This is a genomic window from Pseudomonas phoenicis (assembly GCF_047302395.1).
GTDB lineage: Bacteria > Pseudomonadota > Gammaproteobacteria > Pseudomonadales > Pseudomonadaceae > Aquipseudomonas.
Genome location: NZ_CP154852.1, coordinates 2,862,403 through 2,878,985, shown reverse-complemented (window position 1 = coordinate 2,878,985; position 16,583 = coordinate 2,862,403). Strand labels below are relative to the sequence as shown.

Sequence of the window (16,583 nt, the reverse complement as noted above, 5' to 3'; positions counted from 1 at the left end):
GTGAGAGACGGTCGGCGCCTACGACACGCGCTCGATGGCCAGGGCCAAACCTTGGCCGACACCCACGCACATGGTCGCCAACCCTTTACGGCCGTCGCTTTTCTCCAACTGATGCAGGGCCGTCAATACCAACCGCGCACCGCTCATGCCCAGCGGGTGGCCCAGGGCGATCGCGCCGCCGTTGGGATTGACCTGCGGCGCATCGTCAGCCACGCCCAACTCGCGCAATACCGCCAATCCTTGGCTGGCGAAGGCTTCGTTGAGCTCGATGACGTCGAAGTCGGCCACCGCCAGGCCCAGGCGCTCGGTCAACTTGCGCACTGCCGGCACCGGGCCGATGCCCATCACCCGCGGCGCCACGCCGGCGCTGGCCATGCCCAGGACCCGTGCGCGCGGCGTCAGGCCGTGACGCTCGACCGCTTCGGCCGACGCCAGGATCAGCGCGGCAGCGCCATCGTTGACGCCCGAAGCGTTGCCGGCGGTGACCGTCTTGTCCGCGCCATTGACCGGCTTGAGCCGGCCCAGCGCTTCGAGGGTGGTGTCCGGGCGCAGGTGTTCGTCCTCGGTGACCACCGTCTCGCCCTTCCTATGCGCGATGCGCACCGGCACGATCTCTTCGGCGAAGAACCCGGCCGCCTGTGCCGCCGCGGCCTTCTGCTGGCTGCGCAGGGCGAAGGCGTCCTGATCGGCGCGCGACACCTGATGCTCGTCGGCCACGTTGTCGGCCGTTTCGGGCATCGAGTCGACGCCGTACTGCTGCTGCATCGACGGGTTGACGAAGCGCCAGCCGATGGTGGTGTCCTCCAGCTTCATGCTGCGCGAATAACCGCTTTCGGCCTTGCCCATGACGAAGGGCGCGCGCGACATCGACTCCACGCCCCCGGCGATGGCCAGCTCCATTTCGCCGCTGGCGATGGCGCGGAAGGCCGTGCCGATGGCGTCCATGCCCGAAGCGCACAGACGGTTGAGGGTCACGCCCGGAACGCTCGGCGGCAGGCCTGCCAGCAGCAGCGCCATGCGCGCCACGTTGCGATTGTCTTCGCCGGCCTGGTTGGCGCAGCCGAAGAACACCTCGTCGAGCTGCGCCCATTGCACGCTGGGGTTGCGTTCGATCAGCGCCTTGAGCGGCACCGCCGCCAGATCGTCGGCGCGCACGCTGGCCAGGGCGCCGCCGAAGCGGCCGATGGGGGTGCGGATGGCATCGCAGATGAATACGTCACGCATCAGGCTTCTCCTGGCGTTTGGCCGTGGGCGCTGGCGGTGCGCGCTTCGAGATCGCGCAGGGCGTCCAGCTCGGTGGCGCTGGGCGCTTCGGTGGTCTGCACATCGTCGGCGAAACGAATCGCCCAGCCGGTGGCGGCGACGATCTGTTCGCGGGTCACGCCGGGGTGGATGGAGGTCACCACGAACTCATGGCTGCCGGCTTCGGGCTGCAGGATGCACAGGTCGGTGATGATGCCCACCGGCCCTTCGCCGGGCAGGCCGAGACGCTGGCGCGAGTCGCCGCCCTCGCCGTGGCCGACCGAAGTGATGAAGTCGAGTTTCTCGACGAACGCCCGCGGCGACTGCTTGAGGATGATCAGCACCTGCTTGGCGGAACCGGCGATCTCCGGCGCGCCCCCTGCCCCCGGCAAGCGCGTGCGCGGCGCATGGTAGTCGCCGACCACGGTGGTGTTGATGTTGCCGAAGCGGTCGACCTGGGCAGCGCCGAGGAAGCCCACATCGATGCGCCCGCCTTGCAGCCAGTAGCGGAAGATCTCGCCGGTCGGCACCACGGTGTCGGCGGTTTCGGCCAGTTCGCCGTCGCCGATCGACAGTGGCAGCACGCGGGGCTTGGCCCCGATCGGGCCGGATTCGTAGATCAGCACCACATCGGGCGAGGAGGTCAGGCGCGCCAGGTTGGCGGCCTTGGACGGCAAGCCGATGCCGACGAAGCACACCGCGCCGTTGCGCAGGCGCCGGGCAGCGGCGACGGTCATCATTTCGGACGTTGAGTAGTTCATTGCGCGGCCTCCGAGGTGCTGGCCAGGCGGGCCTTGAATTCGTTGAAATCGGCGGTGCCGTGGATGTGCGTGTCGATCCAGGCGCTGAAGGCTTCGCGGCTGCGGGCGATCGGGTCCCAGGCTTGGTAGAAGCGGTTGTCGCGCTCGTAGTAGCCATGGGCGTAGGACGGGTGCGCGCCGCCCGGCACCAGGCATACCGCGCTCAGTGCCCAGGTGGGCAGCACGCAGGCGTTCATCGGTGCTTGCAGATCGTCGACGATTTCTTCGACGGTGACGATGCAGCGCTTGGCCGCCAGCGCCGCTTCCTTCTGCACGCCGAGAATGCCCCACAGCAGCACGTTGCCCTTGCGGTCGGCCTTCTGCGCGTGGATCACCGTGACGTCGGGACGCACCGAGGGCACGGCGGCCAGCACCTCACCGGTGAACGGGCAGGTGACGCTCTTGATCAGCGGGTTGACCTTGGGCAGGTCGGAGCCGGCATAGGCGCGCAGTACCGCGAACGGCAGGCCCGAGGCGCCGGCGACGTAGGCGTTGGCCAGGTCGGCGTGGCTGTGCTCTTCGATCTCCAAGGCATGCGGCCATTGCTTTTCCACGGCGTCGCGCAGCCGGTGCAGCGAGCCTACGCCGGGGTTGCCGCCCCAGGAGAAGATCAACCGCTTGGCGCAGCCGGCGCCGATCAGCTGGTCGTAGATCAGGTCGGGGGTCATGCGCACCAGAGTCAGGTCGCGCTTGCGCTGGCGGATGAGCTCGTGGCCGGCGGCGGTCGGAATCAGGTGGGTGAAGCCTTCCAGCGCGACGGTGTCGCCGTCGTGGACGAACTGCTTCACGGCCTCGTGAAGCGAAAGGATTGCTGCCATTGGAGACTCCTGGTCAGGAAGCGTCGATGCGGTGGGCAGTGCGCGCGAGCGGCACTGCGATGGGCTCAGAGTAAGGAGCCGGGCCAGGCCTTTACAATCCGATAATCGTCTATATGGGCGATTATCGAACGGTATGTGCCGACTCGCGCGTGTTCGACGGGCGTGGCTTCATGTGGCATCCGCATGACTGACCCAGCCCTTGACTATCACCCCTAGCGCCGCGAGGGCAGCCGGTACCAGCAAGGCTGTGAGCACTTGTGTGAAGGTCCAACCCAGGCCCAGCAGCGTGGCCCCGCTCCAGGCGCCGAGGATTGCGCCGAAACGGCCGATGCCCAGCATCCAGGACACACCCGTGGCCCGGGCCTGGGTCGGGTAGAAGCGCGCCGCCAGCGATGGCATGGCCGATTGCGCACCGTTCACGCACATGCCGGCGACCAGCACCAGGGTCGCCAGCAATGCCATGTTGCCCAAGCTCTGGCCCACCGCGTAGGCGAAGCCGCCGGCCAACAGGTAACAGACACCGATGACCTTGTGCGGGTTGTAGCGGTCCATCGCCCAGCCCACCAGCACCGCGCTGAGCACCCCGCCGAACTGGAACAGGGCGCCGATGAACGCGGCCTGCTCCAGGCTGGCGCCGCTGTCGCGCATCAGGGTCGGTAGCCAGCTGGTGAGCAGGTAGACGATCACCAGGCCCATGAAATAGGTCAGCCACAGCAGCAGGGTGCCGGGCCCATAGGTGCCCGAGAAGATCACCGCGAAGACGTTGCGCGCGGCCACGGCCTTCTGCTCCGGCACGCTGAAGCCCTGGGCCTGGGCGACGAGGGCCGGCGCGATCGGCGCCAGGGTCTTGCGCACCTGCTCGGTGCCGCGCTTGCGCACCACCAGAAAGCGCGCCGACTCCGGCAACCATAGCAGCAGTGCCAGCACCAGCAGCAAGGGCAGTACCCCACCCAGCACCAGCAGGCTGTGCCAGCCGTAGGCCGGAATCAGTTTGGCAGAGACGAAGCCGCCGCCGGCCATGCCCAGGTTGAAGCCGCAGAACATGCTGGTGACCAGCAACGACTTGAGCCGTTCGGGGGTGTACTCCGAGAGCAAGGTGGTGGCGTTGGGCATGCCCGCCCCCAAACCCAGCCCGGTGAGAAAACGCAGAATCAGCAATTCGTTGACCGAGGTGGCATAGGCCGAGGCCAGGCTGAAACCGCCGAACACCAGCACTGCACCGATCAGCACGCCGCGGCGGCCGAAGCGGTCGGCCAGCGGCCCCGAACCCAAGGCACCAAAGACCATGCCGATCAATGCCGCGCTCATCACCGGGCCCAGGCTGGCACGGTCGATGCCCCACTCTTGGGACAGTGCCGGGGCGATGAACCCCATGGCTGCGGTGTCCAGGCCGTCGAGAAAGACGATCAGGAAACATAGCAGCACCACCCGCCACTGATAGCGCGACAGGGGTTGCTGGTTGATCAAGCGTTGTACATCGAGGATCTGCCCGGCAGGCGCGGGGGCTTTGTCGAAAGTCAGGGTCATGGGGTCGTCCAGACGGTGCGCACAAACGGACGCCTGCACTGTCGACAGTGCAGCCGTGGGGGAATGGATGTGGTGCAACCTTTGGCTAGACGGGATGCGGGGGCACGGCAGGTGCGCTCGGCCGCGGCAGCGAAGCAGTCGTTTTCATGGAGGGTTCTCGCCTGTTGTTATTGTGCGGTCGGCAGGGCCGACCGATGGCAACAACAGTAATCAGCGAGCGCGAGGGGCGCAATTGACGCGCCCCGAGTGTGTGCGGTTACCGAACGCTAAACGCCGAGCAGGGCTTGCCGCTCCCGTGCGTTTCAGCCGAACAGTTGGGTGCACAGGTCCTGGCTGGTGGCCAACAGGATGGGCAGGAAACGCTGCTCCAGCTCGCTGCGGCTGACCCGGCCCACATGGGTGCTGACGTTGAGCGCGGCCAGCACCTGCCCGGAAGCATCGTAGATGGGCACGGCGATCGAACGCAGGCCTTGCTCCAGTTCCTGGTCGACCACGCAGAAGCCCTGCTCGCGCACTTGCTGGATACAGGCGAACAGCGATTCGGCGTCGTGCAGGGTGCGGCTGGTGCGGGCCTTGAGGTCGGCGCGTTCGAGGTATTCGCGCAGGCTGGCATCGTCCAGCGCCGCCAGCATGATCCGCCCCATCGACGTGCAGTAGGCCGGCAGACGCCCGCCGACGGACAGGTCGACCGAAATCAGCCGCTCGACCGTGGCCGAACGGGCGATATAGAGGATGTCGTCGCCTTCCAGGGTGGCCATGTTGGCCGCTTCGTGGAGTTTTTCGCTGATGCGGTCCAGATACGGCTGCGCCGAGACCGCCAGGGGCGTGGACGACAGATAGGCATGGCCCAGGGTCAGCACCTTGGGCAACAACGAATAGGTACGTCCGTCGGTGGTGGCGTAGCCGAGCTTGATCAGCGTGTGCAGGCAGCGCCGCACGGCGGCGCGGGGAATTTCCGTACGGTGGCTGATCTGGGCGATGGTGAGGTGGCGTTTGCGTTCCTGGAAGGCCTGGATCACCGCCAGGCCGCGGGCCAGCGAAGTCATGAAATCCGGATCGCCGGTGAACGCCTGAATGCGTTTGGCCGCCGAGGCCACGATGGGCGGCGCGAGCGCTGCGCTGGCGGCGCGCAGAGGGTTGGCGCCTGCGCTGTCGAGGGTTTCTTCGCTCATGGGACTTGCCTCAAGAAAACGGTGCGTTGTGCGATTATCGAACAAGCGGCCGATAATCGCAATTGACCGCCGACACGTTTGCTTATACCTTTCTACCTGCCCATGTGGCTTCTTTGGAGAGACTGGTCAGGTACCCACCGTGGAAGCTTCAAGGCAGCGGCCTCGCCCTACAGCGAGGCCGTTTTCATTTATAGGGACCCGCGAACTTTCCTGCTGGCCAAGTGTTCCAAGCTCGTAACGGCGGAAGTTGCGTGACGAACGGTTTCGTCAAACAGCGCACGTGCCACTTAGCGGGCACCGCGCCATGTTCGAGCCTCTATCTTGCCTGACCGGCAAGTTGGTTATAATCTCGCCGTCTTCATCGCTCGATGCCAAACTTTGCTCGACCGATCGCCCGTGCCAACCGGCTTCGCCAACGGGTCTGCGCCCTCCCCGGCCCGACCACGCCGGCCAGCGTCTTCGGTAGGCGGCAACTTCCAGACAAGCTTCAACCTGACGTTACGGCAGCGCGACGTCCCCAGGTCCGTAACCGACAGACATTTCTACAACTGTCGCCGACCGGGATATAACTTTCCATTGGCAGGTATTGTTGTGACAAAAGATGAACTGCGCGCCGAACTCGAGCGTCAGGCCGAACGTTTTACCGGACTCTATGGCGGCGAAGTCACCACCTATGCCGCGCAACCGGAACCGGAACGCAAACCGTGGCGCAAACGCTCCACCATCCATGATCAGGCCTTCGCCGAAGAGCTCGACAAGATGGAAAAGGAATTGCGTGGCGAGGGCGTCGAAAAACGCTGATGCCCTGCCAACGACAGGGAGATGACCCGCAACCGCACATTGATGTGACCTGACGCAAGATTTTAGAGTCAAAGCGGGTGCTTCGAATCTCTGGTTTTTCTGGCATAATCCGGCCCCCTTTCGACCGCCAGAAAACTTTTCATGATTGATTTATTCAGCGGACTGGATGCCTGGGTAGCCGTGAGCTTGGTGCTCGCGCTGACCTTTGTGCTCGCTTTCGAGTTCATCAATGGCTTTCATGACACCGCCAACGCGGTAGCCACCGTCATCTACACCAAAGCCATGCCGCCGCATCTGGCGGTGTTCTTCTCGGGGGTGTTCAACTTCCTGGGAGTGCTGCTCGGTGGGGTGGGCGTGGCCTACGCGATCGTCCACCTGCTGCCGGTGGAACTGCTGATCAACGTGAACACCGGGCATGGACTGGCCATGGTCTTCTCCCTGCTCGCCGCCGCCATCGCCTGGAACCTGGGCACCTGGTACTTCGGCATTCCCGCTTCCAGTTCGCACACGCTGATCGGCTCGATCCTCGGCGTGGGCCTGGCCAATGCCTTGATCAACCACATCCCGCTGGGTGATGGCGTCAACTGGCAGAAGGCGATCGACATCGGCCTGTCGCTGGTGTTCTCGCCGCTGGCCGGCTTCATCGTCGCCGCCCTGGTGCTGCTGATGCTCAAGCGCTGGCGGCCGCTGTCGAAGATGCACAAGACGCCGGAGCAGCGGCGCAAGCTGGACGACAAGAAGCACCCGCCCTTCTGGAATCGCCTGGTCCTGGTGATCTCGGCGATGGGTGTGAGCTTCGTGCACGGTTCCAACGACGGCCAGAAAGGCATCGGCCTGATCATGCTGGTGCTGATCGGCATCGTGCCTTCGCAATTCGTCCTCGACCTGGGCAGCAGCACCTACCAGATCGAACGCACCCGCGACGCCACCCTGCACCTGAGCCAGTTCTACCAGCGCAACGCCGACACCCTCGGCGAGTTCCTGGCCCTGGGCAAGGCCCCTGCCAGCGATCTGCCAGGCCAGTTCAGCTGCGACCCCAAGCAGACCGAACCGACCATCAGCGCCTTGCAACATTCGCTCAAGGGCGTGACCGACTACCACGACCTGGGCGCCGAGAAGCGCGTGGAAGTGCGTCGCTACCTGCTGTGCCTGGACGACACCGCGAAGAAGGTCGGCAAGCTGCCGGGCCTCGAAGCGCGCGAGCGTGCCGACCTCGACAAGCTACGCAAAGACCTCACCGCCACCACCGAGTACGCGCCCTTCTGGGTCATCGTCGCGGTCGCCCTGGCCCTGGGCCTGGGCACCATGGTCGGCTGGAAGCGCGTGGTCCTCACCGTCGGCGAGAAGATCGGCAAGCAGGGCATGACCTATGCCCAGGGCATGTCGGCGCAGATCACTGCGGCGTGTGCGATCGGCATGGCCAACGTGTTCAGCCTGCCGGTGTCGACCACCCATGTGCTGTCGTCGGGCGTGGCCGGCACCATGGTCGCCAACAAGAGCGGCCTGCAAGGCGGCACGATCAAGACCATCCTGCTGGCCTGGGTATTGACCCTGCCCGCCACCGTGGCCCTGTCCGCCGCGCTGTTCTGGCTGGCGACGCGCTTCATCGGCTGATAGCCCTAAGCGGTATGCGATAAGGCGCCCTCAGGGGCGCCTTTTTCGTAGGTGGGTAAAAAAACCGGCGACACACCCGCTTTCTGCTTTTTTCTGGCCACCAAGGCTCAAGCTCAAGGCCCTGCCGGCCGATACCGTCAGGCCATCGCTGCGCAGCGCGCAGGCGGCAACCACTCGACACACAAGCCCAGCGGAGCCGAGCACGCCATGCGCAAAAGCCTTCGATTCAGCCACAAGATTCTTCTCGCCGCGTCACTGATCGTGATCGTCGCCTTCAGCCTGTTCACCCTGTTCAACGATTACCTGCAACGCAACGCCATCCGCGAAGACCTGGAGAGCTACCTGGCCGAAATGGGCCAGTCCACCGCCACCAACGTCAACAGCCTGTTCGACGGGCGCATCCGCATGGTCGACAACCTGGCGCAAAACATCGCCCAGGCGCCGGCCGAGGCTGCCACCCTGCTCGGTCAACCGGCATTGACCTCAAGCTTCCTGACCGTCTACCTGGGCCAGGTCGACGGCCGCTTCACCGTACGTCCCGACGCCAAGATGCCCGACGGCTACGACCCGCGGATCAGGCCCTGGTACAAGGACGGCATGAGCGCCAGCGGCGCCATCCTCACCGAACCCTACATCGACCTGACCACACAGAAGATGGTCATCAGCATCATCAGCAAAGCCGCGACCAACGTCGGCGTGGTCGGTGGCGACCTGGCCCTGGACGGGCTGGCCAAGATCATCAACTCACTGAACTTCGGCGGCATGGGCTATGCCTTCCTGGTCAACGACCAGGGCAAGATCCTCGTGCATCCGCAACAGGCGCTGGTGATGAAGTCGCTGGGCGATCTGTTCCCCGGCCAGGCGCCGAAACTCACCCAAGACCTCAGCGAGGTGCAAGAGGCCGACGGCCAGAGCCGCCTGCTCAGCTTCACGCCGATCAAGGGCCTGCCCAACGCCCACTGGTACGTGGGCCTGTCCATCGACAAGGATCAGGCCTTCGCCATGCTCAGTACCTTCCGCACCTCGGCGGTGATCGCCACCCTGGTGGCGGTGGCGATCATCATCGCCCTGCTCGGCCTGCTGATTCGTGTGCTGATGCAACCGCTGCACGTCATGACCCGCGCTATGGAAAACATCGCCGAAGGTGAAGGCGACCTGACCCGCCGCCTGGACATCCAGCACCACGACGAATTCGGCATCCTGGGCAACGCCTTCAACCGCTTCGTCGAACGGATCCACAGCTCGATCCGCGAAGTGTCGTCGGCCACCGAGCAGGTCAACGAAGTGGCCTTGCGGGTGATCAGCGCCTCGAACTCGTCGATGAGCAATTCCGACGAGCAGAGCAACCGCACCAACAGCGTGGCCGCGGCGATCAACGAACTGGGCGCCGCCGCCCAGGAGATCGCCGGCAACGCCGCCCTGGCGTCGCAGCACGCCAGCTCCGCACGGGTACTGGCCGAAGAAGGCCAGCAGGTGGTGGAGCGCAACATCCAGGCGATGACGCGGTTGTCCGACCTGATCGTCACCTCCAGCGCCCACATCGAAACGCTCAACGGCAAGACGGTGAACATCGGGCAGATTCTCGAAGTGATCACCAGCATTTCCCAGCAGACCAACCTCCTGGCGCTCAACGCCGCCATCGAAGCGGCGCGCGCGGGCGAAGCCGGTCGCGGCTTCGCCGTAGTGGCCGATGAAGTGCGCAACCTGGCGCACCGCACCCAGGAATCGGCGCAGCAGGTGCAGGGCATGATCGAAGAGCTGCAGGTCGGCGCGCGGGCTTCGGTGGACACCATGGACCAGAGCCAACGCCACAGCCAGGAAAGCGTCGAGATCGCCAACCAGGCCGGCGAACGCCTGGGCAGCGTGACCGGGCGCATCGGCGAGATCGACGGCATGAACCAATCGGTCGCCACCGCCACCGAGGAGCAGACCGCCGTGGTCGAAGCGATCAACGTCGACATCAGCGAGATCAACATGCTCAACCAAGAGGGCGTGGAGAACTTGCAGGCCACTCTGCGCGCCTGCGCCGACCTGGAACAGCAGGCCGGCCGTCTCAAGCACCTGGTCGGCACGTTCAGGATCTGACCCCTCCCCGCCCAGCCGTGGTGCCGCTTGCAGCGCGGGCCACGGCGCTCCGGGACGGTTCGCCGCACGTCGCGGATCAGCGCCAAACCCTTGATCGCACAGGTCGATCGAACAAATCCCCCTTCTTCAAGGTCAACCTTCAAGCGTGTTCTGTAACGGTGTGTTACAGCCGTAGGACAGGACCGAAGATGATCCCGGAGGGATACCGATCGTGCACATTGCTGACATCACCATGTTCTATGCCCCGGCAAGCGGGGGCGTACGAACGTACCTTGATGCCAAACACCGACGCCTCGACGCCATGTCCGGCGTGCGTCACAGCCTGCTCATTCCGGGGGCCTCGGCAACCGCAGACAATGGGGTCTACCAGGTTCCGGCCATGCCTCTGCCGTTCGGCAAGGGTTACCGCTTTCCCGTACGCCTGGCACCGTGGTGCAACACGCTGCGCACCTTGCAGCCCGACCTGATCGAAGTCGGCGACCCGTACCTCACGGCCTGGGCCGCGCTCGAAGCGCGGCGCCAGCTCGATGTGCCGGTGATCGGCTTCTACCATTCCGACCTGCCGCTGCTGGTCAGCAACCGCATGGGCAATTGGTTCACGCCCAACGTGGAGGCCTACGTCAGCAAGCTGTACGGCAACTTCGACCGGGTCTTGGCGCCGAGCCAGGTGATGGCCGACAAGCTCACCCGCCTGGGCGTCAAGGACGTGCATGTGCAGCGTTTGGGCGTGGACCTGAACATGTTCAACCCTTCGCACCGCGACACGCAGCTCAAGGCCCGCCTGGGCATTCCTGACACCACGCGCCTGCTGGTCTTCGCCGGCCGCGGTTCGCGGGAGAAGAACCTGCCCGTGCTGCTCGACTGCATACGCCAACTGGGCAGCCGCTATCACTTGCTGCTGGTGGGCTCGGGCATGCCGGCCAACGTGCCGGACAACGTCACGGTGATCAACCAGTTCTGCCCACCTCAGGAAGTCGCCAACCTGCTGGCCAGCGCCGATCTGCTGGTGCATGCCGGCGACCAGGAGACCTTCGGCCTGGTGATTCTCGAAGCCATGGCCAGCGGCACTCCAGTGGTGGCCGTGCGCGCCGGCGCGTTCAGCGAAATCGTGCGCGAAGACTGCGGCCGCCTGTGCGCGCCGAACGACGGCAGGGCCATGGCCGTCACCGTGCACGAGGCCTTCGAAGAGGGCGTGCGCAAGCTTGGCACCCAAGCCCGCAGCCACGTGGAGCAACAGTATTCGTGGAGCAGCGTGGTCAACGGCCTGCTCGACCATTACCAGGCCGTGCTCGGCCATCAGCCGATGGTGCGTGTCCATGCGTGAGACCTCGTCCAACCCCCCCAGCGTGATGCTGGTGCTGCACGATGTGGCACCGGAGACCTGGCCCGATTACCGTCCCTTCGTCGAGGCGGTCGATGCGCTGGGCAACGTGCCCATGACCTGGCTGGTGGTGCCGGACTTCCATCATCGCAATGCCCTGCAACAGGCTCCCGACTTCTGCCGCTTGCTGGACGAACGCCTGGCCAAGGGCGACGAACTGGCCCTGCACGGCTTCTACCACGCCGACGACGGCCCGACGCCGCGTACGCCGCGTGAGCTGTTCATGCGTCGTGTGTACACCCACGAAGGCGAGTTCTATGGCCTGGACCAGGCGCAGGCGCTGCACAGATTGCGCGAAGGGTTGCAACTGTTCCAGGCGCAGGGCTGGCCGGTCGCCGGTTTCGTCGCCCCGGCCTGGCTGATGAGCGAAGGCACCCGGCAGGCCTTGCGCCAATTGCCGCTGCGCTACACCAGCACCCCGCAGCACCTGTATCGTTTGCCGGACTTCGCCGCCATCGACGCCCCTGGGCTGGTGTGGAGCGCGCGCAGCGCCTGGCGGCGCGGCATGTCCAGGATGATCAGCGACTGGCAACGCAAGCGCCTGGCGTCGGCCGAGACCTTGCGCCTAGGCCTGCACCCGGTGGACATGCGCCATCGTTCGTCCCGCGAGTACTGGATGGACACCCTGCGCGAGCTGATGGCCCAAGGCCGGGAACCTGTGACCAAATCCGTCTGGCTCGACCGCCAGCTCGCTTCATGACGCGTTGGGTCTGGCTGGGGCTGGCAGTGTTGCTGGCACTGGCCGTCCCGCTGTTTCTCGGGGGCGGCGAACTGCTGCCGCGCCTGCGCAGTTTCCCCCCAGGCCTGCTGGCCAGTTTGCTCGGCATGATCGTGCTGTGCTGGGTGATCAACGCCTGGCGCTTGCGCTTGCTGCTCGGCCAGCAAGGCGCGCACTTGGGTCGGGTACGCAGCGTGGGTGTGTTGATGGCCACCGAGTTCGCCATCTGCACCACCCCCGGCGGCAGTGGCGGCCCCTTGGCGCTGATCGCCCTGCTCAACCGCGAAGGCATCGGTGCGGCGCGCAGCGGCGCGGCGTTCGCCATGGACCAGCTCAACGACTTGCTGTTCTTTTTCTGCGCCATGCTGGCCATCGCAGGCTATGCGGTATTCAACCGTCTGGGCCATAGCCAGCAGACCATGTTGATGGGCAGCGCGCTGATGCTCTGCGCGGCCTTGGCCTTGCTCTTGGCGCTGATGCGTTGGCGCCGGCAAGCGATGGGCTGGAATGGTCGGGTGCTGCGTCGGATGGGCCTGTCGGCGGCGCGCCAGCGGCGCTGGGCACGCAAACTGCTGCGCTTTCTGCATGCCCTGGCACAAACCTGGCGGCTGCCCAAACGCACGCTGGCGCTGGTGTTCGCGCTCACCTGCGCGCACTGGAGCCTGCGCTTCAGCGTGATGTATCTGGTTTTACGGGGATTGCAGACCGACCTGGGCTGGATACCCAGCTTCCTGGTGCAGATGCTGGCTTTGAGCGCGGGCCAGTTCAGCCTGTTGCCGGGGGGTGCCGGGGCTGCCGAATTGACCTCGGCCACGCTGCTCACGCCGCTGGTGGGCGGCTCGACCGCGGCGGCGGCGATCGTCATCTGGCGGGCGATCACCTATTACTTCTATATGCTGGCCGGAGGGCCGGTGTTCGTCTGCCTGCTGGCGCGCCCGCTGTTGCAACGCTGGCGGCGCCAGGCCGGCTGAGCCTCAGTCGAAGACCACGGTCTTGTTGCCGTGCACCAGCACACGGTCTTCGAGGTGGTAGCGCAGGCCGCGGGCCAGCACCATCTTTTCCACGTCGCGGCCGAAACGCACCATGTCTTCGATGGTGTCGGCGTGGCTGACGCGCACCACGTCCTGCTCGATGATCGGGCCTGCGTCCAGCTCCTCGGTGACGTAGTGGCACGTCGCGCCGATCAGTTTCACCCCGCGCAGTGCCGCCTGGTGGTACGGCTTGGCACCGACGAACGAAGGCAGGAAGCTGTGGTGGATGTTGATCACGCGCTCGGCGTAGTCCTGGCACAGCTGGGGCGGCAGGATTTGCATGTAGCGCGCCAGCACCACGACATCGGCGCAGTGCTCGGCGACCAAGCGCGAAACTTCGGCGAAAGCCGGCTGTTTGTCCTGTGGATCGACCGGCACGTGGAAGAACGGAATGCCGTGCCACTCGACCATGCTGCGCAGGTCGTTGTGGTTGGAGATCACGCAGGGAATGTCGCAATCGAGTTCATCGGTATGCCAGCGGTGCAACAGGTCGGCCAGGCAATGCGATTCGCGGCTGGCCATCAATACGACGCGTTTCTTCTGCGCCGAATCGGTGATCCGCCAGGTCATGGAGAACTCTTCGGCGATCGGCGCGAACGCCTCGCGCAACGCTTCGATGCCGAACGGCAAGGTGTCGGCACGGATTTCGTGGCGCATGAAGAACCAACCGCTCTGCTCATCGGAGTGGTGGCTGGCTTCATTGATCCAGCCGTTGTACAGCGCCAGGAAATTACTGACCTTGGCCACGATACCGACACGGTCGGGGCACGCGATCACCAAACGATAGGTGCGCATCAAACAGACTCCAGAACTTCGCAAAGGCGGCGATTGTAGCGGCATGTCGGAAAAAACGCAGTAATCATCGTCGCCTGGCGACGGCGAGCGTTTGCGCCTCAGACAATGTGTTGAACGAAGACAGGCAGTCAGGCACTGGCCGCTTAGTAAAATATTTTTTACCAAATACATCGGCATGTGTGGGCCTGCAAATATTCAGCCGGCAACGTTAGTTGTTTACTTGCCCCTGGCGCGTGTCTATTATTGCCCCACTGTCTCCCTACATCTTCAACCAAGGAACGTCCCATGTCCCTGATCAATGAATACCGTGCCACCGAAGAAGCCATCAAAGAACTTCAAGCGCGCCTGGCCAATCTCTCGCAAGACGACAAGCTGAAAAAAGAGCTGGAGTTCGAAGGCAAACTGCGCGCCCTGATGGGTGAATACTCCAAGTCGCTGCGCGATGTCATCGCCCTGCTCGATCCCGATGCAAAAATCAGCAAAGCGCCACGTGGCGCCGCCAAACCGGCGACTACCAAACGCGCGCGCAAGGTCAAGCAATACAAGAACCCACACAACGGTGAAGTGATTGAAACCAAAGGTGGCAACCACAAAACCCTGAAAGAGTGGAAAGCCAAGTGGGGCGGTGACGAGGTTGAAGGTTGGTCGACCCTGCTGGGTTGATTATCCGTCACGCACTTGCTTGATCGAAAACGCCAGCACTCGCTGGCGTTTTTTTATGGTCTGCGAATACCGCTGGCGTTACAGGGCATAGCGCGCTTGCAAGCTCTGCGCATGAGTGTGCCAGGCCTGCAGCACACGCCGCCCGGCCTCGTCCGCCGTGGCGAGGCTGCCGTGCAGCGCTTGCTGGAAGTCGCCCAGGGTATTGGGCGCGCCGGCCTGCGGCAGACTCAGGCGCTGTTGGCAGAAGGCGTACCAGCGCTGGCGCTCCTGTTCGTTCAAGGTCGCGGGAAAGTTGCGCGCGCGGTAACGGAACAATAGTTCCGGCAGACGGGCATCGTCGAACATCCATTGGCCCTGGCCTAATTGCTGCGGGTCCAAGGCACGTACTTGCTCGCACAAACGACGGTCGCGTTCGCCGATAAAACCGTCGTATAACTGCTGCTCGGGATCTTCATTGACTTGAAAATCTTGCGCGCCGTACATCGGCGCGAGTTTGTCTTGCCAACGGACCTGTTGCCGAACCAATTCGTCGGCACGTTGCAGATACAGCCCTCGATCGATGCCCAGACGTTGCTCATCGTCGGCACGCAATACCGACAGCGGTGCCAGCACCGGACACCGATTGATCTGTACCAGTTTGAGCGGCACCGGTAGTTGATCGGCACCCAAGTCTTCGCGTCGGGTGTATAAACGCCGACGCAGTTCGTCAGGACTTTCCTGCAACAATGGCAGAATATCCTGATGTAAATCGCAGACTATCAATGCGTTTCGATTGCTCGGATGCCACGCCAAGGGCAATACCACACCCAGGTATTTGCGTTGGGCCGAGAAGCGCCCGGATATATGTACCAGCGGCTGCAACAGCCGAATCTGTTCCAGCACCTTGTGTTTGCTGCGCAGTTCGAACAGCCAGTTGTACAACTTCGGTTGGCGATCGCGAATCAAGCGTGCCAATGCCAGCGTGGCGCGCACGTCCGACAGCGCTTCGTGGGCATGGCCATGGTCGATGCCATTGGCGCGGCTGAGCAGTTCCAGGCGCAGGCTGATGCGTCCGTCCTGCTCCGGCCAGTTCAGGCCTTCCGGGCGCAGAGCGCAGGCGGTGCGCACCAGGTCGATGAGGTCCCAGCGGCTGTTGCCGCCCTGCCACTCGCGGCCGTAGGGGTCGAAAAAATTGCGGTAGAGGCTGTAGCGGGTCACTTCGTCGTCGAAGCGCAGGGTGTTGTAGCCGGCGCCGCAGGTGCCCGGTCGTGCGAGTTCGGCATGGACGCGGGTCATGAACTCGGCTTCGCCCAAACCTTCTTCGGCCAGGCGCTGGGGGGTGATGCCGGTGACCAGGCAGGCGGCCGGGTGCGGCAGGATGTCGTCGCTCGGCCGGCAGTACAGGCTGATCGGGGCTTCGATTTCGTTGAGGTCGAGGTCGGTGCGCACCCCAGCCATTTGCAAGGGGCGGTCGCAGCGCGGATTGATACCGGTGGTTTCGTAGTCGTGCCAGAAGATGCTGGAGCTCACGGGGTCTTCCTGTCAGTAGGTCGACCCGAGTCTAGCGGGGCGCGGGTGCCCGCGGCGAGGCCCGCGTCAGGCCGAGGCGCCGATCTGGCGGAAGGTGAAGAACTCCTGCAAGGCCAGGACGAAAGAATCGTAGTCGCGCGGCGCCTGCAACAGCATGAAACCGGAGTTGTAGTGGCCTGGGGTTTCGTCTTCCTGGCACCACACGCAACTGGCGGTCAGGTTGATGTACTGCTCGCCGCCGCCCTTGAGCGGCACGCGGATCTGCAGTTCGAAATCCGGGCCGACCATCAGCGGCAGTTCGCTGATCAGCATCAGGCCACTTTCCGAGACGTTGCCCAGGTAACCCAAGGAATAGCCAGTGATGCGGTTGAAGACCTCCAACACGCGTTGCAATTCGTGGCGTTCGATTTGTCGGGCAGTGAACATG

Annotated in this window: 15 protein-coding genes and 1 pseudogene; 8 read left to right on the top strand and 8 right to left on the bottom strand. The window is 64.4% G+C overall.

The window, feature by feature from the left end:
- Positions 1–18: 18 nt before the first annotated feature.
- The 5 genes from pcaF to pcaR form a co-directional block, all read right to left on the bottom strand.
- Positions 19–1,227: a 3-oxoadipyl-CoA thiolase gene (gene pcaF, locus AA0Z93_RS12940; RefSeq protein WP_413049013.1), complete on the bottom strand. Its 1,209-nt coding sequence runs from the start codon at positions 1,225–1,227 to the stop codon at positions 19–21.
- A complete protein-coding gene (locus AA0Z93_RS12935; RefSeq protein ID WP_413048575.1) occupies positions 1,224–2,003 on the bottom strand; it encodes a CoA-transferase subunit beta in 780 nt (259 codons plus the stop codon). The genes pcaF and AA0Z93_RS12935 overlap by 4 nt, the downstream gene beginning before the upstream one ends.
- On the bottom strand, positions 2,000–2,860 hold the full coding sequence (locus AA0Z93_RS12930; protein ID WP_413048576.1) for a CoA transferase subunit A: 861 nt from the start codon (positions 2,858–2,860) through the stop codon (positions 2,000–2,002). The genes AA0Z93_RS12935 and AA0Z93_RS12930 overlap by 4 nt, the downstream gene beginning before the upstream one ends.
- Positions 2,861–3,028: 168 nt before the next feature.
- Positions 3,029–4,387 (bottom strand): MFS transporter, encoded by a 1,359-nt coding sequence (locus AA0Z93_RS12925; RefSeq protein WP_413048577.1) that lies wholly within the window; start codon positions 4,385–4,387, stop codon positions 3,029–3,031.
- 302 nt (positions 4,388–4,689) lie between these two features.
- Entirely contained in the window at positions 4,690–5,559 is an 870-nt protein-coding gene (gene pcaR, locus AA0Z93_RS12920) for a pca regulon transcriptional regulator PcaR (protein ID WP_413048578.1), read from the bottom strand.
- Between the two features lie 591 nt (positions 5,560–6,150).
- On the opposite strand from pcaR, the gene AA0Z93_RS12915 reads away from it, so the two are divergent.
- The 7 genes and pseudogenes from AA0Z93_RS12915 to AA0Z93_RS12885 all read left to right on the top strand — a co-directional run bounded on the left by AA0Z93_RS12915 (position 6,151) and on the right by AA0Z93_RS12885 (position 13,129).
- Positions 6,151–6,360: a hypothetical protein gene (locus tag AA0Z93_RS12915; RefSeq protein WP_296263268.1), complete on the top strand. Its 210-nt coding sequence runs from the start codon at positions 6,151–6,153 to the stop codon at positions 6,358–6,360.
- Between the two features lie 141 nt (positions 6,361–6,501).
- Positions 6,502–7,974: an inorganic phosphate transporter gene (locus AA0Z93_RS12910; protein WP_413048579.1), complete on the top strand. Its 1,473-nt coding sequence runs from the start codon at positions 6,502–6,504 to the stop codon at positions 7,972–7,974.
- Between the two features lie 207 nt (positions 7,975–8,181).
- Positions 8,182–9,201, top strand: a pseudogene (locus tag AA0Z93_RS12905) (cache domain-containing protein); the annotation flags it as partial.
- Positions 9,202–9,294: 93 nt separating this feature from the next.
- Positions 9,295–10,059 carry a methyl-accepting chemotaxis protein gene (locus AA0Z93_RS12900; protein ID WP_413049014.1) on the top strand — a complete coding sequence of 255 codons (765 nt, stop codon included), beginning with the start codon at positions 9,295–9,297 and terminating at the stop codon, positions 10,057–10,059.
- Between the two features lie 202 nt (positions 10,060–10,261).
- Positions 10,262–11,383 (top strand): glycosyltransferase family 4 protein, encoded by a 1,122-nt coding sequence (locus AA0Z93_RS12895; RefSeq protein ID WP_413049015.1) that lies wholly within the window; start codon positions 10,262–10,264, stop codon positions 11,381–11,383.
- The gene (locus tag AA0Z93_RS12890) at positions 11,376–12,140 is read left to right on the top strand and encodes a DUF2334 domain-containing protein (protein ID WP_413048580.1); all 765 of its coding nucleotides are present in this window, start codon (positions 11,376–11,378) and stop codon (positions 12,138–12,140) included. The genes AA0Z93_RS12895 and AA0Z93_RS12890 overlap by 8 nt, the downstream gene beginning before the upstream one ends.
- Positions 12,137–13,129: a lysylphosphatidylglycerol synthase transmembrane domain-containing protein gene (locus AA0Z93_RS12885; RefSeq protein ID WP_413048581.1), complete on the top strand. Its 993-nt coding sequence runs from the start codon at positions 12,137–12,139 to the stop codon at positions 13,127–13,129. The genes AA0Z93_RS12890 and AA0Z93_RS12885 overlap by 4 nt, the downstream gene beginning before the upstream one ends.
- A gap of 3 nt (positions 13,130–13,132) precedes the next feature.
- Here the strand turns inward: AA0Z93_RS12885 and purU are convergent, their stop codons facing one another.
- On the bottom strand, positions 13,133–13,984 hold the full coding sequence (gene purU / locus AA0Z93_RS12880) for a formyltetrahydrofolate deformylase (protein ID WP_413048582.1): 852 nt from the start codon (positions 13,982–13,984) through the stop codon (positions 13,133–13,135).
- Between the two features lie 285 nt (positions 13,985–14,269).
- Here purU and mvaT point away from each other — a divergent pair, with 285 nt between their 5' ends.
- Positions 14,270–14,647 (top strand): histone-like nucleoid-structuring protein MvaT, encoded by a 378-nt coding sequence (gene mvaT, locus AA0Z93_RS12875; RefSeq protein ID WP_296263256.1) that lies wholly within the window; start codon positions 14,270–14,272, stop codon positions 14,645–14,647.
- Positions 14,648–14,725: 78 nt separating this feature from the next.
- Here the strand turns inward: mvaT and sbcB are convergent, their stop codons facing one another.
- Together sbcB and AA0Z93_RS12865 are read right to left on the bottom strand one after the other, a co-directional pair.
- Entirely contained in the window at positions 14,726–16,156 is a 1,431-nt protein-coding gene (gene sbcB, locus AA0Z93_RS12870) for an exodeoxyribonuclease I (protein ID WP_413048583.1), read from the bottom strand.
- 66 nt (positions 16,157–16,222) lie between these two features.
- Positions 16,223–16,582, bottom strand: a complete 360-nt coding sequence (locus tag AA0Z93_RS12865) for a PilZ domain-containing protein (protein WP_413048584.1) — start codon at positions 16,580–16,582, stop codon at positions 16,223–16,225.
- Between the last annotated feature and the right edge of the window lies 1 nt (position 16,583).